This is a genomic window from Coprothermobacter proteolyticus DSM 5265, from assembly GCF_000020945.1.
GTDB classification, from domain to species: Bacteria; Coprothermobacterota; Coprothermobacteria; order Coprothermobacterales; family Coprothermobacteraceae; genus Coprothermobacter; species Coprothermobacter proteolyticus.
Genome location: NC_011295.1, coordinates 222,724 through 247,557, shown reverse-complemented (window position 1 = coordinate 247,557; position 24,834 = coordinate 222,724). Strand labels below are relative to the sequence as shown.

Below are 24,834 nucleotides of genomic sequence, written 5' to 3'. Positions count from 1 at the left end.
CAGGTGCATCTAATAGTATTGAGGTGATGAAACGTGCAAAAAATGGCTCATCTTTTTCCAGGACAAGGCATACAGAAAGTGGGCATGGGAAAGTACTTCAGTAGAACAGTAGAAAACTTATTAATGGCTGAAGATCCCAAGCTGCTGGAAGTTGCCTGGGTAGGCCCTCAAGAGGAACTAAATAAGACCATTAATGCTCAACCAACTATAACCTTAATGCAAGTGTCGCTGGCAGAAGACTTAGACAAACCAGATTTGGCTGTGGGACACAGTTTGGGGGAATACGCAGCACTTTGGGAGGCCGGGGTTTGGAATTTGCAATCCTTGTACAAGGTTGTAAAAGCACGTGGATACTACATGCAAGAACTCTGCCCAGATGGGTGGCTAATTGCACTCAGGGACAGAGAATCTGCAGATTTTGTAGTAAACGCATTCAAGGGAAGAGTTTTCTATTCGAACATTAACAGTCAAAGGCAGGTACTTGTGGGAGGTATCATTGAAGATTTGCCCGCAGTAGAAGCTACATTGAAGGAAGAGCGTATTGCCTATAAGAGGATACAAGGAAACAAGCCCTTCCACACACCTTACTTGGAAAAGGCTTCAAAAGCTTTCTACGAATTCCTTCTCACTGTTGAAGGCAAGGACCCCGAATTTGATGTGTACTTGAACATTGCAGACGATGTAGTAACAAACTACGGGGAAATTGTTAAACTCTTGGCAGAATCTCTCGCAAAGCCAGTAGATTGGACAAGAACTGTTGCCTTCTTAGAAAGCAGGAACTTTGACATACTTGTGGAAATCAACTTGGAACCATTGCTGGCCAAACTCACCGGTCAGAAGGTGGTATTAGTTCATGAACTGGCAACTCTGTGAAAAAACGTTTGCCATTGTAGGAAGTGGCGATATCGGAAAAGCCACAGCTCAAGCTCTAGAACAAGAAGGTGCCAAAGCCATACTGCTTAGTAGAAAAAGCCAACATTATTTGGATGTCACTGACGAAGAATCTTTTAAGCAGTATGGATCGTGGTCCAAGATATTGGATGGATTGGTATATACTGCAGGCATAACGGTGGACAAACCAGTAGGACTCCTCACATTGGCTGATTGGCAACGAGTCATAGAAACGAACCTGACCGGTGCATTCCTAACAGCCAAACATTTTTACATGGCCTTAAAGCCAAACAGCAGTGTGGTATTCTTGAGTTCCATAGTAGCTCAGTGGGGAAATATTGGACAAGCAGCCTACAGTTCTTCTAAGGCAGGTTTGGAAGCCCTGATGAAAACACTGGCAAAAGAATGGGCAAGAAAGGGTATCAGGGTCAACGCCATAGCGCCAGGTTTAGTTAACACCAAAATGACAACAGAGTTGCCTCAAATGGTCGTCGATGGCTTTACTCAGCACACACTGCTAAAGCGATTGGCTGAACCTGAAGAGGTGGCAAATGTCATCTGTTTCTTGCTCTCACCTCTGTCTTCCTTCATGACTGGGCAAGTCATTTACGTAGACGGAGGCTTTTTTACTGCGTGATTCAAGTGCGTTAATACTATCGAGATAAAAACTAAAAAGAAAAACAAGGAGGTTTGAAAAAACATGATGGAAATGGTAAAGAGCTTATTGGAAGAAAATGGTTACCCAACAGAGGGCTTGACTGAGGAGACCAGTTTTGAAAGCTTGGGTGTGGATTCCTTGGGTTTGGTGGATCTAACTCTTTCTTTGGAACAGAAGGGCTATACAATTCCCGAAGAAAAGCTATCTGAAATCAAGACCGTGGGCGATCTGCTCCGGGTGCTAGGTGGTAATGCATGAAAAGAATCGTAATCACCGGAGTAGGTGTGGTAACACCCTTCGGCGTAGGCCTGCAAACGTTCAAAGAAGGTATTTTTGCAGGACGAAACGGCATAAAACCCATAACCAGATACAGTGATCTGCCGGTGAAATATGCAGGGGAAGTGGATTTTGATCCCCTGCAGTACTTTGATAAGAAAGATGTCAAAAGATTGGATCGCTTCACTCAGTTTGCCCTGGTGGCAGCTCGAGAGGCAATAGAGGCTGCTCAGTTAAAGGATGTAGATCCATACACGGTGGGAGTGGTTTTCGCATCTGGCATGGGTGGTCTGGAGTACTTGGAAAGCCAAATAGTGAACCTGTACACAAAGGGACAAAGAACAGTTTCGCCTTTCACTGTTCCAGCTTCCATCATTAACATAGCAGCTGCAAACATTGCCATAGAACACGGTTTTCATGGCCCCACGTTCGCTCCCACTACAGCATGCGCAGCTTCCTTAGATGCCATCGGACAAGGATACACCTTACTGCAACAAGAAGAAGACCTAAACGCAGTACTAGTTGGAGGCTCTGAAGCCAGCATTACTCCCTTGGGTATCACTAGTTTCCACAATATGAAAGCTCTATCACCGTTGAATGAACCCACTGCATCACGACCATTTGATAAAAGGCATTCCGGATTTGTTATGGGAGAAGGCGCTGGTGCTTTGGTTTTGGAAAGCTTGGAACATGCACTAAAACGTGGCGCTAAACCATTAGCCGAAGTAGTAGCCTATGCTGCCACCTGCGATGCTTATCACGTGACAGCTCCAGACCCTTCTGCTGAGCCTCAAGCAATAGCCATAGAAAAAGCATTAAAGAGAGCAGGCATAACACCAGCACAAATTGACTACGTATGTGCTCATGGAACGTCTACTCCATTAAACGACGTTATTGAAACCAAAGCAATAAAGCAAGCTTTAGGAGATCATGCTTATGAAATACCTGTGAGCTCCGTAAAATCCATGATAGGACATTTGCTGGGGGCATCAGGCGCCGTGGAAACGGTAGCAACTGTGTTGGCTTTGCAAGAACAAATGGTGCCACCCACGATAAACTTCCAGGAGCCTGCCGAAGAGTGTGACCTTTACTATGTGCCAAACAAAGGCGAGAAAAGAACTATCAACTATGCTCTAAAGGAGTCATTGGGTTTCGGTGGTCATAACTCCGTATTGGTGCTGAGGCGCTATGAAGGTTGAACATGTGCTCATTGAAAAAGTAAAACGTGGTGATCCAAAAGCTTTTCAGGAACTCTTTAGTCGTTTTGAGCGCGATATTTACACGTTAGCATACAGACTGCTGGGAAACCGAGAGGACGCTGAGGATGTGACCCAAGAAGTAGCGTGGATCTTGTGGTCCAAGATAAAGTCCTTCAGAAACGAATCCAGCTTGAGCACGTGGCTTTACCGCGTAACAGCAAACACTGCTCTTCAACTTCTTAGAAAAAAGCGAAAAATCATTTATGTCGAGCCCAGTGCTCATACAGCAGAGGACATGCATCTCATGTTAGAAATGGCTGTCATGGACTTACCAGAAAATCAACGCACACTCATAGTTCTACGTGACATCTATAACTTCCCCATGAAAGAGATCGCAAGAATGTTGGACATATCAGAGGAAAACGTGCGGGTGCAACTCCATAGGGCTCGGAAAGCCTTAAGAAAGAGATTAGAAGGAGGTGAGAACGGTGGAATGCAAAGAAGTAGTGGAACTAATACCAGCCTACGTAAAGGGCGAGCTGACGAGAAATCAAATGAATGAGGTCTCTGAGCACCTGCAAAATTGCAATAGTTGCTATGAAGAGGCTGAGAAATGGGAAGAGCTGTTTGCCGAACTTCGAAGTTTGGTTAGCTACACCCACAAGCCAGAGAAGAAAGTAGCACAGTTAACCAGAGGTAAGACATCTTCCTTAACACCGTGGATAGTTGGCGGTGTTGGTTTGGGTGTGGGCGTACTACTAGCAGCAGGAGGTGCCTTGCTTTGGAGGAAAAAGTGATACCCCTTCCCCACCGCTGGCCATTCTTGTTTGTTGACAGCTTTAAGGCGGAAGGGAATATGTGTGAAGCGCAGTATTATGTGGACCCTAATTTACCCTTTTTTCAGGGTCATTTCCCCGGTTATCCTATCTTTCCAGGTGTACTGCACGTTGAAGCCATGGCTCAGACGCTGGGGCTATTGGTTAAAACACCTGGACTACCACTACTGGCACGGATTGAGCAGGCTAAATTCATGCAGCCCATTTTCCCAGGTGACAACATTACCATAAAGGCGAAGCTGGAAAACGAAAAAGCGGGCTTCTATTTTGGAAGCGGACAAATTTTCAAAGGGGATACGCTGGTTAGTGAAGCGAAAATAGTTTTTAAGGTGGCGGTGGAATAATGATCTCTTTAGAAGAACTACTTAGTATTGAATATCCCATCATACAAGGTGGCATGGCACGCGTTGCAAAAGCACCACTGGTGGCAGCAGTGAGTGAAGCTGGCGGCTTAGGAGTACTAGGCGGCGCTGCTATGACACCTGAAGAACTCAGGGATCAAATTCGCGAAGTCAGAAGAAACACATCTAAACCTTTTGGCGTGAATCTGATGCTTCAAAGCGAGTTCTGGCAAGACCAAATAAAGGTCGTGCTGGAAGAAAAGCCTCCAGTGATTACTACGGGAGCAGGGAATCCTTCCAGTTTCATGAAAACCCTCAAAGAAAAAGGCATCAAAATATTGCCTTTGGTTGGTTCTGCAAACCAAGCACTTTTGTTGGAGAAAGCTGGTGCTGACGGAGTAATTGCCGAAGGTAAAGAATCGGGTGGGCACATTGGCGATGTGACTACCATCGTACTGGTAAACGCAGTTCTTAAGTCAGTTACGAACATTCCTGTCATAGCCGCAGGCGGCATAGTAGATAAAGATAGTTACCGCGCCATGAGAGCCATGGGCGCAGCAGGCGTTCAAATGGGTACGCGTTTTGTAGCCTCTGAAGAGGCACCTATTAGTTCTGCATACAAGGACGTGGTGCTAAAAGCTAACGAACGGTCCACTGTGGAAGTGGGCAGACGGTTCAAACACGCTGTGCGCATATGGAGGAACCAGTTAGCACAAAAGCTTATTGAGGCAGAATACAACGGTGATGAAGAAACGTTTTCCAACCTCATGCTGGGAGCTCTTATCAGAGCGGTTGAAGGTGACTTAGAAAACGGTGCTTTCATGATGGGGCAAAGCGCCGGATTAATAAAAGAGATCCTGCCCGTTAAAGACATAATAAAATCCATAGCAGCATAACCTTGCAAAACCTTCTGAACTATGGCGCATAAGAATGGGTGCACATGGGTATAAAACATGTGGGCAATGAGAGAACCATGTGTTGCCTAAGGAGGTGTTGAAACATGCAATGGTTAGTCGGTTTACTTGGTATTTGGTATTTGCTATCTCCTTGGATCTTTAAGGCAGCATCTGCAGCAATGTGGAATGGAATTATCGTCGGTATCATAGTAGCAATTTGCGCTTACATGTTCCCAGCTGAGAAATCATGGCAAAAATGGCTTGGCGTATTAATGGGAATTTGGGCAATAATAGCGGCATTCTTCTTAACACAGGGTGCAGGTTACATGTGGAACAACATCATTGTTGGTATCCTAATGGCCATCGCAGGTTTTGCTGCACTTGGTGGAAATCAGTAACACCATAGCTTCCCTAAAGGCTTAGGAAATTGATTAGGGGCTCCCCATACGGGGAGCCCCTTTTTTTGTTGTTTTGACGTTCTTTTTAAGCTTTTCCCGAAGAACCAAGCATTTTCATTCTGTCTCTTACTACTTCAGTAACAAAATCTTTAGCTTCTCCGAAGTATTTCCTGGGGTCGAACTCTTTTGGATTTTCAGCCAAATGCTTCCTTAAACCAGCCAAGAAAGCAATCCTGAGGTCCGTATCGGTGTTGACTTTGTTAATACCTCTCTTAACGGCTTCCTGAAGCACTTCATCAGGAACACCCTTAGCACCTGACAGGTCAGCACCGTATTTTTCAGCAAGTTCAACCCACTGGGCAGGCACACCACTTGCTCCATGAAGTACGAGTGGTAGTTGGGTTAGTTCCTTTACCTTGGAAATCCTTTCATAATCAATCTTTGCTTCGCCTTTGAACTTGAAAGCGCCATGGCTTGTCCCTACCGCCGGAGCTAAGAAATCTACTTGAGTTTCAGTAACAAACCTCTTAGCTTCATCTGGATCCACCAAAACGCTCTCGGCACTGGCAACGTTGTCTTCAATGCCCATTAATCGTCCGAGCTCGGCCTCCACAGCCACACCAGCAGCATGTGCCACTTCCACAATTTGGCGAGTAATTCTGATGTTTTCCTCCAAAGGCTTGTCGGAAGCATCAATCATGACAGAAGTAAATCCTGCCTTTATAGCCGCCATGATGTGTTTAAGATCGTGGCCGTGGTCTAAATGAAGGGAAATGGGCACAGAAACAGCATCGGCGTAACGACGTACCATGTCAGCTAAGATGAAAGCTCCCTTTTCCACATCGCCATCACCAGCATACTTTAAAGCTCCTTCGGAAGCCTCAATGATGGCTGGTGAATTCTCCATAACCGCAGCTTTTACAATGGCTTGTATGAACTCCAAATCGTTAACGTTAAAAGCGCCCACACCGTAACCTTCGTTGTGAGCTTTGCTGAGAATGTCTTTGGTTTTTGCATATGGCAATTGAATCAACCTCCTTTCGTCATACACGAAAAGACCTATCCTTATTCCATTCTACTCATGAGTTTTGCAAAAACCAGTGCATCTTTTGTTAAATTTTCTATTTTTGCGTATTCATCAGGTTGATGTGCCAGCTCATCAATGGTGGCCCAAACCACTGAAGGTATACCAACTCTGCGTAAAGGCGCCGCGCAGGTACCGCCACCAATACCGCCAACTTTCGGTTCAATGCCTCGCGTTTCCTTGATAACGCTGGCAAGAGTCTTTACCAAGGGGTGCTCTGGATCAGTGGGAGCCGGAGCATCGCTCCGCTGTATAATCTCCAACTGTATACGCACCTTGTATTCGTACTCGAAGTATGTTCTTATTTCATCAATGATTCTTAGTATGTCATCCAAATTCTCATCAGGCAGAATTCGCATGTCCATGTAGAAAACATCGCTTCCCGGTATGGTGTTGATGTTCTCCACGTTCGCTTCTTTCTTTGTGATTTCAAAGGTGCTAAATGGTGGCTCAAACAGTTCGTCTCTGTCACTGAAATTGTCATGTAGAGCTTCATCCACTGACAAAGCAAACATCATACCAATCTTGTGAGCGTTTATGCCACTTCCAGGCATGGACGCGTGGGTCTGCTTTCCCATGACCTTGAATTTCAGCCACATCATGGATTTTTCGGCTACTTCGATAAAAGAACCCTCACTGTCCCCTGAGTCTGGGACTACGGCCATGTCAGTAGACTTAAAAATACCTTGCTGAATAAGGTAAATGATACCGTACTCTGAGCCGGTTTCTTCATCTGCCACAAAAGCTAGTCCAATATTCACATTGGGTTTTATACCGGCTTCAATCAAGGCTTTCACTGCGAACAAGCTGGTAATCACTGCTTGACCGTTATCTTCAGCTCCACGCCCATAGATCTTTCCATCTTCCACGTGAGCTTCAAACGGATCATGACTCCATAAGCTAGGATCACCTGCTGGCACAGTATCCAAGTGCCCTATGAACCAAAGGGTTCTAGACGTGTCCTTGCCGGGCAGCACAGCTAGCAGGTTGGGTCTTCCTTCAGGCACCAACGGATCAGGAGCTACAACTACCTTCGTATCCAAGCCCATTTCTTTCAGGATGGGTTCCAAGAACTTCACTCTGTCCCATTCGCTCTGCCCTTCACCAGAACGCACATTCACAGCTTTAATACTGACTAACTTGGACAGCGTTTCCACCATCTCTTGCTCGTAACTCTTTACTAACTCCTCTAAATCTTTCATATGTGTTTTACACCTCCTTGTAAACTCTAACAAAAACGTTCATTTCCTGTTGAAGCAACGAATAACCAGTCTTTTCTTCGTAGTGTGAAAGTGGCATGACCACACCTTTTTCATCCAAGATGAGCACCTCGCCACGATCCATGGGACTAATAAGGCTAAGTTTCTCAGGTACGTCAATATGGCAAGGTGCATGCAACAAATAAAGCTCTTCTAAAATCTGGCTCTGCTGCTCAGCCTTTACAATTCTTTCTTCCACCACCTTCCACAACTTTCTTCGGAGAAGCTGGTCATAAATCTGCGCGCTCTTACCGCCTTTTATCTTCACTAAACCCAAGAGGGTAGGCTCATCTAGGTTGCTAAACTCTTTCACACTTCGATAGCCATCTAGAAGCCCTTCCTCAATGGCTTCCGTGATCATGAGTTGCATCATAAGCTCAGCAGCCCTGCTGGTTTTGTGGTAATACACATTCTTGTACATGAGAAAACGCCCCAGTGTCAGACCATAGATATTGTCCACAACTTTTGCCCTGTACACCAGCTGACCATCCATTAGAAGCGCATTACCTGTGAGCCTGAAAATATCCACTGTGTTAAACGCACTAACACCAGTAAAGTACGCATCTCGAGTTATAAAGTCCAACCTGTCGGCACCCATGGGACCATCAACAATGTGAGCTCTGTAGTCTTCGTTCTTTACAGCTGAAATGGTTTCCTCAAAAGCCCATTGCACATAATCCCTCGCATTATCAAATCCATAAATGTGCGATTCCCTCTCCAAGCCCTGCAAAAGCTTGGCAGAACACTGATCAAGCAGGGTACTACCAATTAGCTGCATTATGCTCATGCCAAGCTGCTCATGGTTCATACCTAACCAGCTAGAAGCTGCATCTTCAAAACAGTGACTAAAGGGACCATGACCAACATCATGCAAAAGGGCACATAGCGCTGTAATCAAATAATCCTCTGGACTTAGCTCCAGCGCATCAGCGTAAAGCTTTGCCACGTTCATGGTTCCTAAAGAATGTGAAAAACGTGTATGGACAGCAGCTGGGTACACAAAAGGGGCTCCAGCCAGTTGTGTTATCCTTCTCAGCCTTTGGAAAGCCACATGATCCATAATGGCAGCTTCTAAGAAGTTCAACCTTATGTCACCGTAAAGAGGATCTCGAATAACTTTGGCAACTAACGGCCTCACAATTTCATTATATTATGCAATAAGTGAGATAAACTGTTCTTGAGGTGATGCGTGAATGGATCCCGCAAAAAAGGTTTGGGGGCTTTTGTCTTCAATGGATCGTTTACAAGGAACTGCTGGGCTAATTGAGGCTGCAGAAATCATTTCACAAGAAGCTTCTAATTTAGAGCTAGATGTAGTCGCACGTACTTACCAATACGACGGGAAAGAAACCATTATGGGATTGACCATGCCTCTGGGCTGGGAACTAACCGATGGATACTGTGAACTGGTAAGTCCCCATAAGGAGCTGCTTTGTTCCACTCAGGAACATACACTGGCTGTAGTGCCTTACTCACCTGGTGGAACAGCTGAGGGCTCTTTGGTAATTCCTTTGCCAGATTGGTCAAATACCACCGGAAAGATAGTACTCACTGATGAGGAACCGCTAGTGGCTTTGTACAAAGCATCAGAAAAAGGCGCATTGGGCGTTATATGGTACCAAGAACGCGATATAGATGCTTACACCTACAGGGGTTTGTTTCTAAATGAGAGTCACTTAAGGGAACTAAAAATGATTCCCATGGTACAAGTAAAACCCAGTATTTCAAGGAAGCTAAAAAGGCTACTAAACAGCCAAAACAATGTGGAAGCACACTTGGAAGTAAAGAGCTCTTTTAAAGTAGAAAAGATGCCCGTAGTTGAAGCCAGACTGAATCCCTCTGAGAAAGCAAATATTGTGCTAACTGCTCACTACTGCCATGTGGGTCCGGGCTCCGATGACAATGCCTCAGGTAGTGCTGGCTTGATCCGAGTAGCGGAAAGACTCGTTAAGAACCCGCCAAGAAACTTCGGAGTTATCTTCCTATGGGTTCCCGAACACTACGGCACAGTGCAGTGGTTAGAAAAGGATGCTACCTTGCCCATGGAAGCGAATATAAACTTAGACATGATTGGTGCATCACAGCTCCTTAGTAACAGTGCCATAAACTTGAACCACAATCCATGGCCTTTGCTTCACCCGTCTGACGCTTACATGTGGTTTTACCTGCAACAACTTGCCAATCACCCATCCAATATGCTGAAGGTGGCTGAGCAGGGATATGGACTGGGATCTGACCATGCACCCTTCACTTTAAAGGGCATACCTGGTATCATGCCCATTACATGGCCCGACCGCTATTACCATTCCTCCAGCGATTACTTAGATAAAACCGACTGGAACGTGTTCGAAATGATAACAGATGCTGTCGTTATGACCATAAACGCATTGGACAAACCTGAGGAAAATATTGTCAAAGGTTGGGCTCACCACATTTATGGTACCGAACTGGCTAAGAACCCCTCTGGCGCTGAAATATTGGCTTATTTTCTCAACAGCAGGCTAAATACTGATTTTGAAACCAGCTGGCGTCCCAGCCAAGCTGCCTCTCCATTCAAGCCCGTTATGCCACTGCAGAATCGGCAAATATCCAACTTTTTGAAAGCTCGTACTTACAAAGAAAAACAAAACAATCTTGACATTCTACTAGCAGAAACCATCATCCTCAGCAAATCTATGGGTGTACATGATATTGAAGCCGTATTGAAAGCCGAGTTAGGAGTTTTTGACCAAGAGCTGTACCAAGAAGCTACTAAAGAGTTCTTAGAAAAGCTCTAGCCCTCCTTTTTCTCAAAAGTACCAGTACTGCCGCATTCTGGGCATTTTTTCGGTTTGCACTTGCCTTCTTTTTCGTAGCCGCAAACGCTGCATTTCCAAATGGCCATACACTACTCACCTCCCATACTATCTAGAAACATTCTAACTCCGGCTGTGAAATTCTTCCATTTCAGATGCTGTTATGCTGTTAGAATATTGTTTAACTACTATGCTAGGCGTCTATGTGAACACACTCGCTGTTTTGGCTGGTGCTTTTGCAGGCCTGGTTTTCATAAAGCCGCTGCAGACATATCGGCACGTCATAACAGAATCTGTGGGTGTCTTAGTGCTTGCACTGGGGATATACGGCATAAAAGACATGAACAGTCCAGCCATTGTACTCATCTCCCTATTGGTGGGTGGTCTAATTGGTGCAGTCATGGACATTGAAGGGCATTTGGGTCGCCTTACGCAGTCGCTGCAACAAAGGTTTCAAGGACAGCAGATCACTGAAGGCTTTGTCTATGCTACTACGCTCTTTGTGGTAGGTCCAATGACCATAATCGGCAGTATCAATGCTGGACTTATGAAAGATTACAGCATTCTGTTTTTAAAATCGGTGATGGATGGTTTTTCCGCTGCCGCTCTATCAGCCGCCTACGGGATAGGTGTATTTCTAAGCGCTCTCGCAGTGTTGATTGTGCAAGGAGCCATTGCACTGTTCAGTGCGCAATTGTCCTTTTTGCAGTTGCCCATGTATGTAAACGATTTTTCTGCTGTTGGCAACCTTTTGATTGCCATGATAGGGTTAAGAATGTTGGGCATTAAGGAGATAAAGGTGGGAAATTATCTCCCGGCTTTACTTATCCAGATTTTCTTGGCTTGGCTGGTTGGTGCTCTGGTATAATAGTTTAAGTGCTATGAGCTCGAAGAAACCGAAAAAACAACAGCAACAAAGCAAGAAAAACAAATCTAAGCAACAAAAAGGACTGCAACTATGGGCGCGCATTGCCATCGTAGTGTTGGTAATAGCTGCGCTGTTCTTCATATCATATGCACACCTCATACCTTTACTCTTTGCTTCAGAAGATCGCTTACCAGCCAATTACGCTTTGAACCTGAAAATACTAAACGATGTGGAACCAGCAGAAGATGAAGAAAGAAACTATATAAACGTGGAGGATGAAAACAAATGTGTGGACATGAGCTACGCCGTTCAAAGAGACAATACTCGCAGCTGGATACTTTTTCAAGGCGGTTTACCTTCAGAGCTGGGGGTAAAGTACACCCTGAGCAGCGAAACCCAAACCTCAACAGGAGAACAGTGGACACCCGTCACCATGTCCATGTCTAACATAAGAACCAGCGTCGATTTTAGTGCATGTGCATTGGAAAATGGTGGACAGCTCAAAGACACACTGCTAGTAGCAACGGCTGCAGCCAAGGTAGCCACATTCTTTGGAGTATTAGAGGAGTCTGGTGGCACTACTGAAATCGTACTTAATGCACCGCCTCAGGTAACATTCGACTTACCTTCAGTGGTAACACCAACATTCTCTTTCACGGTAACTGCCACTGACGGACCCTACTCTAAACCCACCAAGATAACTGTTTCTGCATTGATACCGCAGCCAAATGGAACTTACCTTGAAAACAATCTCTATACTACGCCTGAAGATAAAAAGTACGATGGACCTGTGACAGTTTCTGCTCACCTGGAACCGGGGAACTACGTTATACAGGTGGCAGCTAGTGACAACATGTACAACGTCAGAACTGTAACAAAGGAAATCTCTGTGAAATGATTTCCACTGATTTGCACCTGCATTCCCTATGGTCACCAGATGGCCAGGAACCTTTGTCTCACATTTTCTCAGAATGTGCTGCGAAAAATCTGACTCACATAGCCATAACGGATCACTTAGACCTTCACGACCCATCTGGTGATGAAGGTGTAAAAGACTTGGACAGGTACTTAGCTGACATTGAATACACAGGTCGTAACTTCCCCACTATGGAAATCCTAAAAGGGCTTGAAGCTGGTGTGAACAAGGATAATCTTCAGGAAACAGAATCACTTATTGCACCTCATAAGTTTGACGTGATTTTACTCTCCATACACGTCTTTAACAAAATCAATGTGGCGAAACCACTGCCATATCTGGATAGCGTCTCGTTTATAAAAGCATACCTTGAAGAAACACTTTTCTGCGTGACTCACATGGAACAGTATCAAGTCCTAGCACATTTGGACTATCCAGCGCGGTACACAGCTTTTACACTGCAAGACTACGTACAGAATGCCGATTTGGTAGAAAAAGTATTGAGGACACTAATAGAACGAAGAAAAGCCTTAGAACTGAACACAGCTCGTTTAGATAAGTCAGAGAACTTCAAAATCATGCAATGGATTTTACAGCAGTATACAAACTTAGGTGGCTACATGGTTACTGTGGGTAGTGATGCCCATAAGCTGGAAGCCATCGGTAGAAACTTTGATCGTGCTGAGCAATTGCTTAGCTTGGTTGGCTTAGATAAGCTTACCGTTTTTGAGGATACACGTCCCAAGCTGATCTCTTGGACATCATACTCCGTCAAGCTTCAAGACCCTAACTACTAAGCAAGCAGTTTGCACAAGTATTACCAACAAACTTAAGACAAAGCGTTTTTGTTTCGCCATTACGACCTTCGTTCCCAGTCCTCCATAGCACTGCGGTAATAAGCCACGAATTCTTCAACGCTTAGTAAAACACCTTGATAACCCGTTGTTTTGCTCAGCTGCGCCACATAAGGAGGCTCTAAATTTGCACTCCTTAGTACGTCCTCTTTTGAGAAAACTTCACGTGCGGGACCATCCAGCAAAAGCTGCCCCTCACTAAGCACAATAACTCTTTGGAAACACTCGCCCACAAAATCCATATCGTGCGTAATGGTGATAACAAGTTTTCCCCTCTGCACCAACTCGTGAACGATACTCCTGATCTTTGCTTTACCCAAGTAATCTTGTGCAATGGTGGGCTCATCAAGAATGACTATGTCCGTGTCCATGGACAATATGGATGCAATGCTCACCAATTTTCTCTCCGATAGACTGAGGTCGTATGGGTTTTCCTCTTTCTTATCTACCAATGAGACAGTTTCCAAAGCCTTGATGGCATTTTCCCTCGCTTCCTCCATGCTTTGACCAATATTTAGTGGACCAAACATGACTTCGTCCAGAACTTTGTTCTTGAATATTTGGTCATTAGGATTCTGGAACACCAGCCCCACAGTTCTAGCCAATTTAGCAGCTGTAGTCTCCTTCGTATTGATACCATTGATAAAAATGTCGCCACTAATCGGTTTAAGGAGTGCCTTTAGGAGCTTGACCAAAGTGGTCTTGCCAGATCCGTTTTGTCCAATAATAGCCACACTGCCATTATTCAAGGAAAAGGTCACATTCTTTAGAACAGGTATTCCTTCTGTGTAAGCAAAGCTTACATTGTCAACTTCTATGAGGTTCACCAATCATTAGCCTCCGCATTTGTTCCAAAGTGACCGGGTACAAACCGGTGTTATTATCCTTTATGCCCAACTTTTTGGCAATAGACGTGAACACAGGTGGTTCCACACCATAACTTTCAAGGTCCGGACGCGAAAATACCTCTTCTGGTACGCCAAAGTCCACTAAATGGCCCTCGTGCAGGAGAATGATCTTGTCGGCATACTGCGCAATCTTCTCCATTTTCTGTTCAACCATGATTATGGTTATGCCTTCTTTGCTCAAACTTTGCACCGCTTTGAAAACTTCCTCAGAGCCTAAAGGGTCCAGCTGTGATGTGGGCTCGTCCAAAACAATAATACTGGGCTTCATGGCGATGATACTTGCTATGGCCAATCGCTGCATTTGGCCACCTGAAAGTTCAAAAGGATTTCTGTCTTTATACGCGTAAAGACCCAACAGTTTTAGCACATAATCAATTCTCTTAACCATCTCTTCGCGCTGGAAACCCAAGTTCTCCAAACCAAAAGCCACTTCCTCATACACCGTAAGTTTTGCAGCTGTGATCTGAGTGAAAGGGTTTTGAAACACTATACCAATATGGCGTGCCAGCTCGCTCACACTACTGCTGAGTACCTCCACGCCATCCACAACCACGCGACCACCGTAGGCACCTTTATAGAAATGAGGTACTAATCCAACCAAAGCTTCACACAAAGTAGATTTCCCAGCAAGGTTCTTGCCGATTATGCCTATGAACTCACCTTGCTCCACTTCAAAACTCACACCGCTGAGTGCCAGACGCTCCGTGGAAGGATAGCGATACTTAAGATTCTCCACCACAACAGCTTTCATACCAGCATAAACCTCGCTGCAATGGACAAAATGAGCACAACAATTAGAGTCCACTGCAGGACTCTATCTAAAGTGGAAGATTCTCTTTCGTAAAGAAACGTTTTCTTGCCAGAGGCACTAAAGCCCCTAACTTCCAGCGCCATGGCGCGTTCTCTGGTTTCCAGAAGAGAGCTCATTACCACTGGGCCAATTAGAGGCAAGAAAGCTTTTAAGCGGGTCCATAAGTTGCCCTCTGTTTCCAATCCCCTGGATCTTTGTGCATCCATGATACTGCCTACTTGCGACATCATTTGGGGTATAACCTGCAATGCCGAACTCAGCACATAACCAAAACGCGGAGATAAACCCCTCTTCACCAGGGACTGAATTAGATCAGACGGTCTGGTAGTAAGAACCAATAACGCGAAGGCAAGTAAAACATCTAAAACCCTTATGCACAGTGTTAAGGCGTAAAGCAGGCCTTCTTTGTAAAAGGTCAGCCCCAAAATGTTAATAGCGGGCGTCTTATTACCAGGCATGAATAAGCCTTGAATGATAACGATGGAAATAAGTATGAGAAAACTGAAGCCCAGAAGTGGCACTACTCTTGCAAACACTCTGGCATATAGAAGCGCCAAGCAACTTAACACAATAAAAGCAGCACCCACCCACCTAAAGGGCAGGATAACGAAGGATATTAAGACTGCAACGAGAATGTACAGAAGCTTGACCATGGGATCAAGCCTCTGCACAAATGTGTTCGTTTCAACATATAAACTTAAAACACGAGCCATGATACATCAAAAATCAGTCAAGCTTCTCCAAAGCCTCTTCTCCTTCATACATCTGGACCAACCGCTTAGGCAAGCTGGCAAAGATTAGAAAAGCGATGATTACAGTAGCCACCTTATCAGGCAAATCCACCACTAGCTCATCCAAGAAGGAGGAAAGCCAAACAGGGACACCATGTGCGATGAGATAGGCATACAGAGCATCTCCCCACACGTTTCCCGTTTGTCCACCCCAAAATATGACGTTTAGCGGAGTGGAAACCACGGCCGCCACCAGCGCCACCACCAAGCCGACTACTACAGCTCTCCACAAATTATTAATACGTCCCTTGTAAGCCATAATACCCACGGTAAGACCAATAGCAACACTTGTAAGAGCGTAAACGAAAGAAATTGGATCCATGGTTAGTCCATAAATGATGTTGTTGATTGCTCCAGATATGGAACCCACAATCGGACCAGAAAGCATACTAGCAATTACAGTTCCAATAGAGTCAAGCCACAATGGAAGCTTGAGAAGTTGTGCAAACAACTTCCCCACATAGTTAATACCTACGGCAACGGGTATAAGCACCAAAACTGGCGTGGAAAAACTAATTGACCACATGCTTTTCTTGCTCATGATACGTAATCCACCTCCTATTCCTGTACCCATTATAGACGTGAAAGGTCTTTAACAAGCATTAACGAGTGAAGTCCCCCTTGGGCGACAGCACAAAGTGCCTAATTGCCCAAGCCACTCCTCCTTCATTGTTGCTCTTGGTTACTGCCTTAGCAAATTTCTTAACCTCTTCTACGGCGTTTCCCATGGCAACAGGGAAACCCACCAGCGGCATTATATCGATGTCATTATAAGCATCCCCTATAAACATAACCTCCTCAGGACTCACACCAAAGTGCTGACAAAGGTAGTTTAAAGCCTCACCTTTTCCAACCTTCGGTCCGAAAATCTCGTAGAAAGCTTCATCTTCCCTTGTGAGGGATTTAATAACAGTAAAGTTGTCACCGTCGCCTAACTGCCGCAGAACCCGGAGAATTCTATCTTCGTTCCCAAGTAAAGCCACTTCTGCTACCTCGCCCGAGATGAAGCTTGTAACATCTTCTACCCTGTCTAACCTAACAGCATTTCTCTTTAGATACATGCTGAAGGGACCATCATAATCTTGGTCAATGAGCATGTCTTTCTGCATGAGAAAATCTCTGTACAGTATGTAGAAAGTACCTTCTTGGCGGCAAAGATGAATTACACGCTTAGCCACATCACCGGTCAGGCCCACCTTTCTGATAACCTCACCTGAGTAGGGTCTATAAATGAAGGCACCGTTTTGAAGCACCACTGGCACATCCAGCTGTAACTTGTCAATAATCTCCTTAGCAGCACCATAGTTACGGCCGGTGACAAGCGTAACAAGTACACCGCTTTGCAGCGCCTCTTTTATGGCTTCCTCATTCTCAGCTGGAAGCGTTTTATCGTCTCGGACCAATGTTCCATCAATGTCAATGAGTACAAGCTTAATCAAGGACTTTTCACCTCCTTTTGATTGTAACATCACCCCAAAAACGTCTTTTCAAGCAAAGTAAAAACAATGGAAACCAAAACTTTTGAACACGATGGAGTATTTACTTGAGCACTTTGCTGGTGCACAATTATATAGACAAGGGCCAAAAACGCAGACAGGGCTGGACAAATATAGGAGGTGTCTTTTATAACTTGGAACAACATAGCACTAGCGGCTACTATTTAATAACCTTTCCTTCTGTTCACCACGCTATGGCTTTCGAAGACAAAGCAAGAAATGGCCCTTTAGTATTCCAGCTGATTCCCGTGCCCAGAGAGATTAGCTCCAGCTGCGGGGTAGCAGCCAAGGTACAGCACATCACGAAGGAAGAACTTCTACAGCTACTTAGGGAATACAATCTCTCCTTTTCAGGAGTTTACTTTTATGCCGACGACGGCTTTTCTAAGCCACAGCGCGTACTTTAAGCCAAAACCCTGGTATCTCCAGACCTTTTTGTTACCCTAACTGCGTCAAAATACTCAAGTAGGGCTAATGCATCCCGTCGGCTGACGCCAAGCATATCCCTAAAGGCCCCAAGAGTGATCTGCCCGTGCTCTTTTAAGTAATCCACCAAAAGCGCTTTTGCCTCTTCCACTGCAGCTCCCGCGAGATATTCTCCACTGGGCAGTTTGACCACATCTCCTGTCTTGACCAAGAAGTGAAGTACTGGCGCCTCTGATGTAGATTTCAGAATTTCTTCTTCCTTAAGAGGCTTGAAGTGTGACACTGAAAGCTCTTTTAAGATGCGTTCTCTTATCTGCTGGTCCTTTGGAGAAAGCGTGGCAGTAAAGCCTTTCAACCAAACTACTTGTTCCCTAGCTTGGATCAACCCATCTTGTTCCATGAGCCAAAGCATTACATCAAACTGCTTGCTCTTGGCTTCCCTGAGCACCTTTTCTTTAAGCTCCTCTTTGGGCATACCATCCTTTAGAGGAAACCGTTTGTGGTAATCTTCAAGGAGCCTTCTCACTTCCTCTTTAAGCTTCTCATAGCGCTGTTTGTGGTACACATATGCACTAGTCCCGTAGTGTACTTTGACTAAGTTCTCCGACGCAGCCAAGACTTCCTCAACCACACCAAACTTCTTAGCAAGCTCATCTAGTGTCCAAGCCACACCACTCTCGTATATGGCTTTTTCTACCTGGAACGTCTTGCCTTTGTGTTCTATGTTTTGAAGTTCATCGATAATCTGGTCTTTGTAACGCTTATGCTTGCGCGCATTGGGAACTAAGACCACACCGCCTCCTATGGTTTCCATGGGAGAGTAGCTGCGAAGGACAAATCGATCACCATAAAGCACACATACAAACGACTCCAGCTGCATCTGGGCATAGCAGCTTTCACCAGCACTGAGTTCGTCCCTGTCTAGGAGTACAACCCTGCCCATGACCTCAGAGGCACCCACATAGAACCTTATCCGGGACCTATTCTTAAGTGGTTTTACATTGTTCAGCAGGATGAGCTTGACATCCAAAACGCGAGACGGTACCAATGCGCCCTTGGGGGCAATAACATCACCACGGTCCAACTCTTCCACTTTTACGTTGGACAAGTTCACAGCAGTACGTTGACCTGCATAAGCAGCTTCCACGGGCTCTCCGTAAACTTGTATGGACCGTACCCGAGAGCTAAGCATCTTGGGATAAACAACTACCTCGTCGCCCACCTTCAGAGTGCCAGAAATCATGGTACCAGTAACCACAGTTCCGTGACCTTGCACAGTGAACACGCGGTCAATGGGCATCCTGAAAATACCATCATGGCTACGCTCTTCAATGGACTGAGCAAGGTTATCCAGCTCTGCTACAAGTTTGTCTAAACCCTTGCCAGTAGTGGAGGAAACAGGCACGAAAGGTGCATTTTCCAGCACAGTTCCTTTGAGCGCTTCTCTAACTTCTTCCTCAACTAATGTTAGCCACTCGTCATCCACTAAATCGCATTTTGTGAGAACAACAATACCCTTTTTTACATCCAATAAAGAGATGATCTGCAGATGTTCTTCCGTTTGTGGCATGATACCTTCATCAGCCGCTATAACCATCATAACAATGTCGATACCGTGGGCACCCGCCAGCATGTTCTTGATGAATTTCTCATGACCTGGAACATCGATAATTCCAGCCCTTATACCAGAAGGTAGATCCAAATAGGCAAAGCCTAAGTCCGTGGTCATACCACGTAGTTTTTCTTCTTTGAGCCTGTCAGTGTCTTTACCTGTGAGAGCTTTTATGAGTGTGGTTTTTCCGTGGTCGATGTGACCAGCTGTACCAATAATTACATTTTTCATACGCAGGAAACAATGTCTTGAAGGGCATCAAAAATGACCTGAAAATCTTCGTCCAGCAGTGTGCGCACATCCAAGATAACCTTGTTCTCCACTATGCGCGATATGATGGGTATGTCCCGCTGGCGCAGTCTACGTTCCAGCTCCACTTCGCTCATGGAACCGACTTCCACTGACACACCGAAAGAAGGCAGTTGCTGGCCTGGTAACGAACCGCCACCAGGAGCTGAATTTACCTGTACTACGCAGCAGTTAACGTCCTTAATAGTACTCAGCATGTCATTTAAGCGATTTGCTCTTTCTTCAAGCTGTTCCATGGGCATGGCCATCATGTGTAGGGTGGGAATCATTTCCATGGGATTACCATCTCTGTAAATACGTAGCGTACCTTCTAGCATAGTGAGGCACAGTTTATCCACCCTTAACGCACGAGTAAGTGGATTCTTCTTCATGGCATCAATAAAGGCTTTTTTGCCCACGATGATGCCGGCTTGTGGCCCGCCTAGTAGCTTGTCACCACTAAAAGTGACGATGTCCACACCTGCATTGACTACTTCTTGGACGGTGGGCTCATGGTCTATCCCCTGCAGCGCTAAGTCCACCATAACACCACTACCTAAATCCATCATGGTAGGTACATTATGACTTTTACCTATGCGAGCTAACGTTCCCACGTCCACTTCCTGTGTAAAGCCAATGATGCGGTAATTACTGGTATGGGCCTTAAACAGTAGCCCCGTGTTTTCGCCAATGGCACCAGTGTAGTCTTCTACACGGGTGCGGTTAGTTGTGCCCACTTCTTTGAGAATGGCACCACTTTGTGTCATGACATCGGGGATGCGAAAAGACCCACCTATTTCAATGAGTTCACCTCGAGAAACAATAACCTCTTTACCCTTTGCCAGAGTATTGAGCGCCAGCAAAACTGCTGCAGCATTGTTGTTAACAACTAAGGCTCCTTCCACTCCCAGTAATTCCCTAAGTAAACCTTCTACGTGCACATACCGAGAACCGCGTTCGCCTTCCTCAACATCGTACTCCAGCGTATTGTAGTGAAAGGCAACTTCTTTTAGCTGCTGTTCTAGTGAAGAAGGCAAGAGAGATCTGCCGAGATTAGTATGAACGATAATACCAGTGCCGTTCACCACTCGCCTGAGGCTGCGCAAATCAAGCTCGTGCAGAAGCTTACGTAGATCATCAACCAAAGCGTCTGTATCCACAGAATGTATCTTTCCTTCGCTGATGCCCTGACGCCACTTGTCTAGCACTACGCGCACCGCGTTCACCAAGGAACTGTGACTGCGCGTTTCTGCAAACTTGACCACTTGTGGAAGTTTCAAAAACTCATCAACTGAAGGAAGTAACCGAAAGAGGTTTTGGCTGTCAGTGTTCTCTTTTTCTGTCGCCATATACTCTTATTATTACACAGAAGAAGAACACAAAAGCGCTGTTAACGCCCCTTAGTAAGCCCTAAATTACTTTAATATCCACATCTTCACGTGCTATGACATGACCAACGATGTGGGCCTCAATATGAAATTTCTCCTTAAGTTCGGAAACAAAAGTGGCCGCTTTGTCCTCTGCCATGGCGATGAGTAACCCACCAGACGTTTGAGGGTCGAAGAGTAGATCAGTCATGGCATCCTCGGGGCAACTCAATGCCACCTTTCCTTTTAGGTAATCCTTGTTTCTATAAGTACCAGCAGGTATGAGACCCATCTGTGCCAGCTCCACAGCGCCCTCAATGATTGGCACAGCATTCCTGTGAATTACCAGCGTGACTCCGCTGCCTGATGCCATTTCATAGGCATGGCCAAGGAATCCAAAACCTGTTATGTCGGTGCAAGCGCTTGTTTGAAGCTCCACCATAAGCCTAGAGGCTTCTTTGTTCAAGGCTTTCATTACCTGCACTGCTCGAGCAGCCACTTCCGGCGGGCATAGATCACCCTTAATGGCAGTATTGATAACCCCTGTGCCCAATGGTTTGGTTAGAACCAAAACATCGCCCACTCTTGCTGTACTGTTTCTTACGATGGCATGTGGCTTAACGTAACCTATTACGCTAAGACCGTACTTGGGTTCATCGTCATCAATGGAATGCCCGCCTGTAACCACAGCTCCAGCTTCCTTTACTTTGTCCCATCCACCCTTCAGTGTTCGCTCCAAAAGGTCCATGTAGCAACTGGGCCAGCACACCACGTTCAATGCAAACATGGGTTCACCACCCATGGCGTAAATGTCGCTAAGAGCATTAGCAGCAGCTATTTGTCCAAAATCATAAGGATCATCCACCACCGGCGTAAAAAAGTCCAACGTGTGTATGACTGCCATGCCTTCAGGTATTCGGTACACTGCAGCATCCTCATTGGTTCCCAAACCCACTAAAAGATTCTCTTCCCGCTGTTCTTCATTTTCAAACTGGTGCAGTACCTGCGCCAGGGCCTGAGGGCCAATTTTTGCCCCTCAGCCAGAAGCCTTCGTCATCTGGGTTAATCTGATACCTTCTTCCATGTCGCGGTACTGCACCTCCTCCCTATCAAATATGCATCTTTCAAAAAGAGCTTTCTTATTGCATTGCCTCCTGCAAAAGTTTCATGGCTTCTTCCAAATCTTCTTCACTAACCCTGATTACTGGACCGGTGCAGCCCATTCCGCTCTCAGCGTAGATCCCATGAGACCAAAGGAGCTTAACCATGTCCTCCAGCTCCAACACGTCAATACCAGATATCTCCTCTGCTACGGGCTTCGGATCAGGCATTTTTACTTCTTGCAACTCCGCTGCAGGTGCCTTTTCCTTTTTGCTAAGTAGATCCTTCCAACCTATGCGGTTTAGCATTTCAAATTCCGCACGCGCAACCTCCTTAAGGTTACCTTTTACCAGGTCGGCTGCAAACTTTATGGCATTGGCGGCCACAGGCGCACCTGAAGCTCTGGATAAAATCATGATGATGCGATCATATCCTTCACCAATGCCAGGGCCATAACCAAACCCGATGGATTCATAGTCCCCACCTGTAGTAAACGCAGACAATATCTTAACCAGCAGATTGCCCGTAAGCGTGTCTGTAACCATGACGTCACAGGAAGCAGCCAACAAATCGTTCCCACGCATAACCACACCGCCATCTTCCCTGAGTGACTGAGCGAACTTTATGGGATAGCCCCTTTCCTTAAGCTGATTAAGTACTCTTTCCACTTGCCTTGCGCCATCCACATTCAATATGCCAACAGTGGGTTCTTTTATCCCCAAAGCTTTTGCCACAATGTTGCCATAAACAGCGTTCTTCACCATGGCTTCCACACGATCCGCAGCTGCAGTACCCGTAGTGGTCGCCAGCAATATCTCTTTGCCTTTGGCTGGCGTTATGAGCCTTCCCACTGTGGAAACACCCAGTGGGAAATTGTAGTGCATGGTCACGCAAGCATCAATTTCATGCTTGTCCAGAAGCTCTTCCATGAGGCAGTGGCACCCTTCCAACGTCTCGGCTTCATAGCAATGCAGAGAACTGTTACCCTTTGCCCCGATGAGTACCACTTCCACATCGTCATAGAGCTTTTGAGCAAGTTCAGCTCCGCGGATAATTTCCTCAGTGCCGTGCTCACTGCCCAGTGTGGTAATACCCACTCGTACTTTCTTTCTGTATTCGCCTTTTTCCAAGAAATCGGCTACCTGTTCCAAAATGTCGGCCATTAAGTTTCTGTCCATGGTCCTTTTACACCTCTTCGTTCCTGAGACGGTTAGCCACGTCTCGGAGAACATCTGCCAGTAGTTTACGTAGCTGTTCCTCCTCACCTGCTTTCACTTCAGCGAGCTTCTCTTCCTCTTTGCCCTTGTTGTTCTCAATGAGGAAGGAAACACCATCGAACTGGTTTGTCATGCGACTAAGGAACAAGCTCCCCTTCCCAATAACCATGACCCGAGAAAGCTTGCCTTCCAGTATCTTTTCTCGAGCATAGCCCATGATAGGCACACCAGAAGGAATGTGGCCCTGAGTAGGTGCAAACCCGGGCATGCCGTGCTTTCTTATGAAATCATCCATGTTTTCTTTAGTAATTTCGCCGCGTTTCACAGCCAGTGCTGCAATCATTTTGTAGTTGGACTTTGGAACGTCGCCAGCGCCAGCTGGCTCTGTGACCTCCGGGTTCTGCATTTCAGGAGCGTACTTGTCCACATCCTGCAAATTCAGTCCCAGCTTCTCCAATGGTTTCACCGTTAATGCGCCCATGACCTGCTGTGGCGACGAACCCGTACCCACAGTATGGACGCCAATGCTGTCCAGACGTATCTCGGGGCTTACACCATCGTTCTCTGAGATGAGCACAGCAAATCCACCCAAAACATCCTCCAGCAGTGGAACACCCTTCTTTACATGTTCCTTAGCGTTCATACCCAGTTTCGCTGTGGCGCCTCCTGCAACCACTGCCACGTTTTTAAATACCCCTGAGGCCACCATGGATGCTGCATGAAGGATGGCATGAGCTGGGCCTGCACAGAAACCCCGTACATCGGAACCTGTAGCATTCACAGTGCCCACAATTTCACCGATAGCTTTGGCAAAATTGCCTCCACCTCTCTGGTTCATATCGCCGCAAGCTTCTTCAGAGCACTCAATGATGTATTCAATAGCACCCGGATCCATGTTCGTATTCCTTAGCAGATGTTTCAAAGCCAGAATCGCAGATGCCTTAGTTGCCAAGTTCTCAAGCATGACATGCGCTGCCAATGTTTCATCCATTTCGTGAGCCTTTCTTACACACCCTACCACTTTTCCATCCAGCTTTAGCGGAATCCCTTCGTCTTCTATGTGTTTCTCAATCTCAGCTAAGGGCTTTCCTTTGAGCTTACTAAGGTCTTTTTCGTCCAGCAAGGGATGTTTAGAGAGCTTTTCTTTAATCTGCTGCGCAAAGGACTCCTCCAGCCAAACCAAGTCAAAAACGTCAGCTATTTGCATGAGCCCATAGAACTCATCTTCGGGCATGATTTCTCCGAACTTGCCAAATCTTTTTGCCTCTGTCAAATGCTCGTACCACGGTTGAGGAATGTTTTCAAGCTCTTCAGGATTCATGTTTCCAATGAAAACTTGGTTCGGTGGGTAACCTACACACTGTTCGTAGCTTCGTACAAACTCAGGGGCTCTTTGAAGAAACTCGGTGTTCTTGTTCTCCGCTTTCTCCAACGTGAATGTGGTTCCTGCTTCAGTCATAATGTTTGGTGTGTGTACCAGCACAAAACTTGTACCCTTGACTACGGGTTTCATCGCACAAACTCCCTTCCTTGCAGTGTTTTTTCT

28 protein-coding genes are annotated in these 24,834 nt (G+C 45.8%); 14 read left to right on the top strand and 14 right to left on the bottom strand.

What is annotated here, in order from left to right:
* Positions 1–42 precede the first annotated feature (42 nt).
* The 9 genes from COPRO5265_RS01155 (at position 43) to COPRO5265_RS01115 (ending at position 5,495) form a co-directional block, all read left to right on the top strand.
* Positions 43–873, top strand: coding sequence for an ACP S-malonyltransferase (locus COPRO5265_RS01155; RefSeq protein ID WP_234400398.1), 831 nt, complete (start codon positions 43–45; stop codon positions 871–873).
* Complete coding sequence (locus tag COPRO5265_RS01150) at positions 854–1,528, top strand: SDR family NAD(P)-dependent oxidoreductase (protein ID WP_012544410.1); 675 nt, start codon at positions 854–856, stop codon at positions 1,526–1,528. The genes COPRO5265_RS01155 and COPRO5265_RS01150 overlap by 20 nt, the downstream gene beginning before the upstream one ends.
* Positions 1,529–1,591: 63 nt before the next feature.
* A complete protein-coding gene (locus COPRO5265_RS01145) occupies positions 1,592–1,807 on the top strand; it encodes an acyl carrier protein (RefSeq protein WP_012543757.1) in 216 nt (71 codons plus the stop codon).
* Positions 1,804–3,024 carry a beta-ketoacyl-ACP synthase II gene (gene fabF / locus COPRO5265_RS01140; protein WP_012544236.1) on the top strand — a complete coding sequence of 407 codons (1,221 nt, stop codon included), beginning with the start codon at positions 1,804–1,806 and terminating at the stop codon, positions 3,022–3,024. The genes COPRO5265_RS01145 and fabF overlap by 4 nt, the downstream gene beginning before the upstream one ends.
* The gene (locus COPRO5265_RS01135) at positions 3,014–3,586 is read left to right on the top strand and encodes an RNA polymerase sigma factor (protein ID WP_012543596.1); all 573 of its coding nucleotides are present in this window, start codon (positions 3,014–3,016) and stop codon (positions 3,584–3,586) included. Before fabF ends, COPRO5265_RS01135 begins: the two co-directional genes overlap by 11 nt.
* On the top strand, positions 3,504–3,821 hold the full coding sequence (locus COPRO5265_RS01130) for an anti-sigma factor family protein (protein ID WP_322785165.1): 318 nt from the start codon (positions 3,504–3,506) through the stop codon (positions 3,819–3,821). The genes COPRO5265_RS01135 and COPRO5265_RS01130 overlap by 83 nt, the downstream gene beginning before the upstream one ends.
* Positions 3,806–4,204, top strand: a complete 399-nt coding sequence (locus COPRO5265_RS01125; RefSeq protein ID WP_041735546.1) for a 3-hydroxyacyl-ACP dehydratase FabZ family protein — start codon at positions 3,806–3,808, stop codon at positions 4,202–4,204. Before COPRO5265_RS01130 ends, COPRO5265_RS01125 begins: the two co-directional genes overlap by 16 nt.
* Entirely contained in the window at positions 4,204–5,097 is an 894-nt protein-coding gene (locus COPRO5265_RS01120; protein WP_012544807.1) for an NAD(P)H-dependent flavin oxidoreductase, read from the top strand. Before COPRO5265_RS01125 ends, COPRO5265_RS01120 begins: the two co-directional genes overlap by 1 nt.
* 104 nt (positions 5,098–5,201) lie before the next feature.
* A complete protein-coding gene (locus tag COPRO5265_RS01115) occupies positions 5,202–5,495 on the top strand; it encodes an SPW repeat domain-containing protein (RefSeq protein ID WP_012544155.1) in 294 nt (97 codons plus the stop codon).
* An 85-nt stretch (positions 5,496–5,580) separates the two neighbouring features.
* Here COPRO5265_RS01115 and fba read toward each other — a convergent pair whose 3' ends face one another.
* Genes fba through COPRO5265_RS01100 form a run of 3 tightly spaced genes read right to left on the bottom strand, consistent with a single transcriptional unit; the run spans position 5,581 to position 8,976 of the window.
* Complete coding sequence (gene fba / locus COPRO5265_RS01110; protein WP_041735545.1) at positions 5,581–6,519, bottom strand: class II fructose-1,6-bisphosphate aldolase; 939 nt, start codon at positions 6,517–6,519, stop codon at positions 5,581–5,583.
* Between the two features lie 41 nt (positions 6,520–6,560).
* On the bottom strand, positions 6,561–7,781 hold the full coding sequence (locus tag COPRO5265_RS01105; RefSeq protein WP_012543958.1) for a M20 family metallo-hydrolase: 1,221 nt from the start codon (positions 7,779–7,781) through the stop codon (positions 6,561–6,563).
* 7 nt (positions 7,782–7,788) lie between these two features.
* Positions 7,789–8,976: an HD domain-containing protein gene (locus COPRO5265_RS01100; protein WP_012543677.1), complete on the bottom strand. Its 1,188-nt coding sequence runs from the start codon at positions 8,974–8,976 to the stop codon at positions 7,789–7,791.
* A gap of 55 nt (positions 8,977–9,031) precedes the next feature.
* On the opposite strand from COPRO5265_RS01100, the gene COPRO5265_RS01095 reads away from it, so the two are divergent.
* A complete protein-coding gene (locus tag COPRO5265_RS01095; RefSeq protein ID WP_012544178.1) occupies positions 9,032–10,615 on the top strand; it encodes a DUF4910 domain-containing protein in 1,584 nt (527 codons plus the stop codon).
* Here COPRO5265_RS01095 and COPRO5265_RS01090 read toward each other — a convergent pair.
* Positions 10,612–10,722 (bottom strand): RCKP-type rubredoxin-like domain-containing protein, encoded by a 111-nt coding sequence (locus tag COPRO5265_RS01090; RefSeq protein WP_012544375.1) that lies wholly within the window; start codon positions 10,720–10,722, stop codon positions 10,612–10,614. The genes COPRO5265_RS01095 and COPRO5265_RS01090 overlap by 4 nt on opposite strands.
* A gap of 101 nt (positions 10,723–10,823) precedes the next feature.
* Between COPRO5265_RS01090 and COPRO5265_RS01085 the strand changes: the two genes are divergently transcribed.
* The 3 genes from COPRO5265_RS01085 to COPRO5265_RS01075 are packed head-to-tail and all read left to right on the top strand — an operon-like array spanning position 10,824 to position 13,214.
* On the top strand, positions 10,824–11,501 hold the full coding sequence (locus COPRO5265_RS01085) for a DUF554 domain-containing protein (RefSeq protein WP_012543680.1): 678 nt from the start codon (positions 10,824–10,826) through the stop codon (positions 11,499–11,501).
* A gap of 13 nt (positions 11,502–11,514) precedes the next feature.
* Positions 11,515–12,399 carry a hypothetical protein gene (locus tag COPRO5265_RS01080; protein ID WP_041735543.1) on the top strand — a complete coding sequence of 295 codons (885 nt, stop codon included), beginning with the start codon at positions 11,515–11,517 and terminating at the stop codon, positions 12,397–12,399.
* The gene (locus COPRO5265_RS01075) at positions 12,396–13,214 is read left to right on the top strand and encodes a histidinol-phosphatase HisJ family protein (protein WP_012544274.1); all 819 of its coding nucleotides are present in this window, start codon (positions 12,396–12,398) and stop codon (positions 13,212–13,214) included. The genes COPRO5265_RS01080 and COPRO5265_RS01075 overlap by 4 nt, the downstream gene beginning before the upstream one ends.
* A 59-nt stretch (positions 13,215–13,273) precedes the next feature.
* Here COPRO5265_RS01075 and COPRO5265_RS01070 read toward each other — a convergent pair whose 3' ends face one another.
* The 5 genes from COPRO5265_RS01070 to COPRO5265_RS01050 all read right to left on the bottom strand — a co-directional run bounded on the left by COPRO5265_RS01070 (position 13,274) and on the right by COPRO5265_RS01050 (position 17,220).
* Entirely contained in the window at positions 13,274–14,098 is an 825-nt protein-coding gene (locus tag COPRO5265_RS01070; protein ID WP_012543429.1) for an energy-coupling factor ABC transporter ATP-binding protein, read from the bottom strand.
* Positions 14,079–14,930 carry an energy-coupling factor ABC transporter ATP-binding protein gene (locus COPRO5265_RS01065; RefSeq protein WP_041735541.1) on the bottom strand — a complete coding sequence of 284 codons (852 nt, stop codon included), beginning with the start codon at positions 14,928–14,930 and terminating at the stop codon, positions 14,079–14,081. The genes COPRO5265_RS01070 and COPRO5265_RS01065 overlap by 20 nt, the downstream gene beginning before the upstream one ends.
* A complete protein-coding gene (locus COPRO5265_RS01060; RefSeq protein WP_012543691.1) occupies positions 14,927–15,703 on the bottom strand; it encodes an energy-coupling factor transporter transmembrane component T family protein in 777 nt (258 codons plus the stop codon). The genes COPRO5265_RS01065 and COPRO5265_RS01060 overlap by 4 nt, the downstream gene beginning before the upstream one ends.
* Positions 15,704–15,716: 13 nt before the next feature.
* Positions 15,717–16,322 carry an ECF transporter S component gene (locus tag COPRO5265_RS01055; protein WP_041735539.1) on the bottom strand — a complete coding sequence of 202 codons (606 nt, stop codon included), beginning with the start codon at positions 16,320–16,322 and terminating at the stop codon, positions 15,717–15,719.
* A gap of 61 nt (positions 16,323–16,383) precedes the next feature.
* Complete coding sequence (locus COPRO5265_RS01050) at positions 16,384–17,220, bottom strand: Cof-type HAD-IIB family hydrolase (protein ID WP_041735537.1); 837 nt, start codon at positions 17,218–17,220, stop codon at positions 16,384–16,386.
* Between the two features lie 191 nt (positions 17,221–17,411).
* Here COPRO5265_RS01050 and COPRO5265_RS01045 point away from each other — a divergent pair, with 191 nt between their 5' ends.
* The gene (locus COPRO5265_RS01045; protein WP_041735535.1) at positions 17,412–17,684 is read left to right on the top strand and encodes a DUF3343 domain-containing protein; all 273 of its coding nucleotides are present in this window, start codon (positions 17,412–17,414) and stop codon (positions 17,682–17,684) included.
* Here the strand turns inward: COPRO5265_RS01045 and selB are convergent.
* The 5 genes from selB to grdC all read right to left on the bottom strand — a co-directional run bounded on the left by selB (position 17,681) and on the right by grdC (position 24,801).
* Positions 17,681–19,546 (bottom strand): selenocysteine-specific translation elongation factor, encoded by a 1,866-nt coding sequence (gene selB / locus COPRO5265_RS01040; protein ID WP_012544323.1) that lies wholly within the window; start codon positions 19,544–19,546, stop codon positions 17,681–17,683. The genes COPRO5265_RS01045 and selB overlap by 4 nt on opposite strands.
* Positions 19,543–20,952 carry an L-seryl-tRNA(Sec) selenium transferase gene (selA, locus tag COPRO5265_RS01035; protein WP_012544031.1) on the bottom strand — a complete coding sequence of 470 codons (1,410 nt, stop codon included), beginning with the start codon at positions 20,950–20,952 and terminating at the stop codon, positions 19,543–19,545. Before selA ends, selB begins: the two co-directional genes overlap by 4 nt.
* 61 nt (positions 20,953–21,013) lie before the next feature.
* Positions 21,014–22,054, bottom strand: coding sequence for a selenide, water dikinase SelD (gene selD / locus COPRO5265_RS01030; protein ID WP_083760207.1), 1,041 nt, complete (start codon positions 22,052–22,054; stop codon positions 21,014–21,016).
* A gap of 55 nt (positions 22,055–22,109) precedes the next feature.
* Positions 22,110–23,249: a glycine/sarcosine/betaine reductase complex component C subunit alpha gene (grdD, locus tag COPRO5265_RS01025; RefSeq protein ID WP_012543788.1), complete on the bottom strand. Its 1,140-nt coding sequence runs from the start codon at positions 23,247–23,249 to the stop codon at positions 22,110–22,112.
* A gap of 7 nt (positions 23,250–23,256) precedes the next feature.
* Complete coding sequence (grdC, locus tag COPRO5265_RS01020; RefSeq protein ID WP_041735533.1) at positions 23,257–24,801, bottom strand: glycine/sarcosine/betaine reductase complex component C subunit beta; 1,545 nt, start codon at positions 24,799–24,801, stop codon at positions 23,257–23,259.
* Positions 24,802–24,834: the final 33 nt, after the last annotated feature.

Bases quoted from the DNA above. Each gene is read 5' to 3' on its own strand.
- grdC (WP_041735533.1), bottom strand. From the start codon at position 24,801: ATGAAACCCGTAGTCAAGGGTACAAGTTTTGTGCTGGTACACACACCA.
- COPRO5265_RS01120 (WP_012544807.1), top strand. From the start codon at position 4,204: ATGATCTCTTTAGAAGAACTACTTAGTATTGAATATCCCATCATACAA.
- COPRO5265_RS01065 (WP_041735541.1), bottom strand. From the start codon at position 14,930: ATGAAAGCTGTTGTGGTGGAGAATCTTAAGTATCGCTATCCTTCCACG.
- COPRO5265_RS01055 (WP_041735539.1), bottom strand. From the start codon at position 16,322: ATGAGCAAGAAAAGCATGTGGTCAATTAGTTTTTCCACGCCAGTTTTG.
- COPRO5265_RS01150 (WP_012544410.1), top strand. From the start codon at position 854: ATGAACTGGCAACTCTGTGAAAAAACGTTTGCCATTGTAGGAAGTGGC.
- COPRO5265_RS01090 (WP_012544375.1), bottom strand. From the start codon at position 10,722: ATGGCCATTTGGAAATGCAGCGTTTGCGGCTACGAAAAAGAAGGCAAG.
- COPRO5265_RS01095 (WP_012544178.1), top strand. From the start codon at position 9,032: ATGGATCCCGCAAAAAAGGTTTGGGGGCTTTTGTCTTCAATGGATCGT.
- COPRO5265_RS01135 (WP_012543596.1), top strand. From the start codon at position 3,014: ATGAAGGTTGAACATGTGCTCATTGAAAAAGTAAAACGTGGTGATCCA.
- fabF (WP_012544236.1), top strand. From the start codon at position 1,804: ATGAAAAGAATCGTAATCACCGGAGTAGGTGTGGTAACACCCTTCGGC.
- grdD (WP_012543788.1), bottom strand. From the start codon at position 23,249: ATGGACAGAAACTTAATGGCCGACATTTTGGAACAGGTAGCCGATTTC.
- COPRO5265_RS01085 (WP_012543680.1), top strand. From the start codon at position 10,824: ATGCTAGGCGTCTATGTGAACACACTCGCTGTTTTGGCTGGTGCTTTT.
- COPRO5265_RS01105 (WP_012543958.1), bottom strand. From the start codon at position 7,781: ATGAAAGATTTAGAGGAGTTAGTAAAGAGTTACGAGCAAGAGATGGTG.
- COPRO5265_RS01060 (WP_012543691.1), bottom strand. From the start codon at position 15,703: ATGGCTCGTGTTTTAAGTTTATATGTTGAAACGAACACATTTGTGCAG.
- COPRO5265_RS01155 (WP_234400398.1), top strand. From the start codon at position 43: ATGGCTCATCTTTTTCCAGGACAAGGCATACAGAAAGTGGGCATGGGA.
- selB (WP_012544323.1), bottom strand. From the start codon at position 19,546: ATGAAAAATGTAATTATTGGTACAGCTGGTCACATCGACCACGGAAAA.
- COPRO5265_RS01145 (WP_012543757.1), top strand. From the start codon at position 1,592: ATGATGGAAATGGTAAAGAGCTTATTGGAAGAAAATGGTTACCCAACA.
- selA (WP_012544031.1), bottom strand. From the start codon at position 20,952: ATGGCGACAGAAAAAGAGAACACTGACAGCCAAAACCTCTTTCGGTTA.
- COPRO5265_RS01115 (WP_012544155.1), top strand. From the start codon at position 5,202: ATGCAATGGTTAGTCGGTTTACTTGGTATTTGGTATTTGCTATCTCCT.
- COPRO5265_RS01080 (WP_041735543.1), top strand. From the start codon at position 11,515: ATGAGCTCGAAGAAACCGAAAAAACAACAGCAACAAAGCAAGAAAAAC.
- COPRO5265_RS01075 (WP_012544274.1), top strand. From the start codon at position 12,396: ATGATTTCCACTGATTTGCACCTGCATTCCCTATGGTCACCAGATGGC.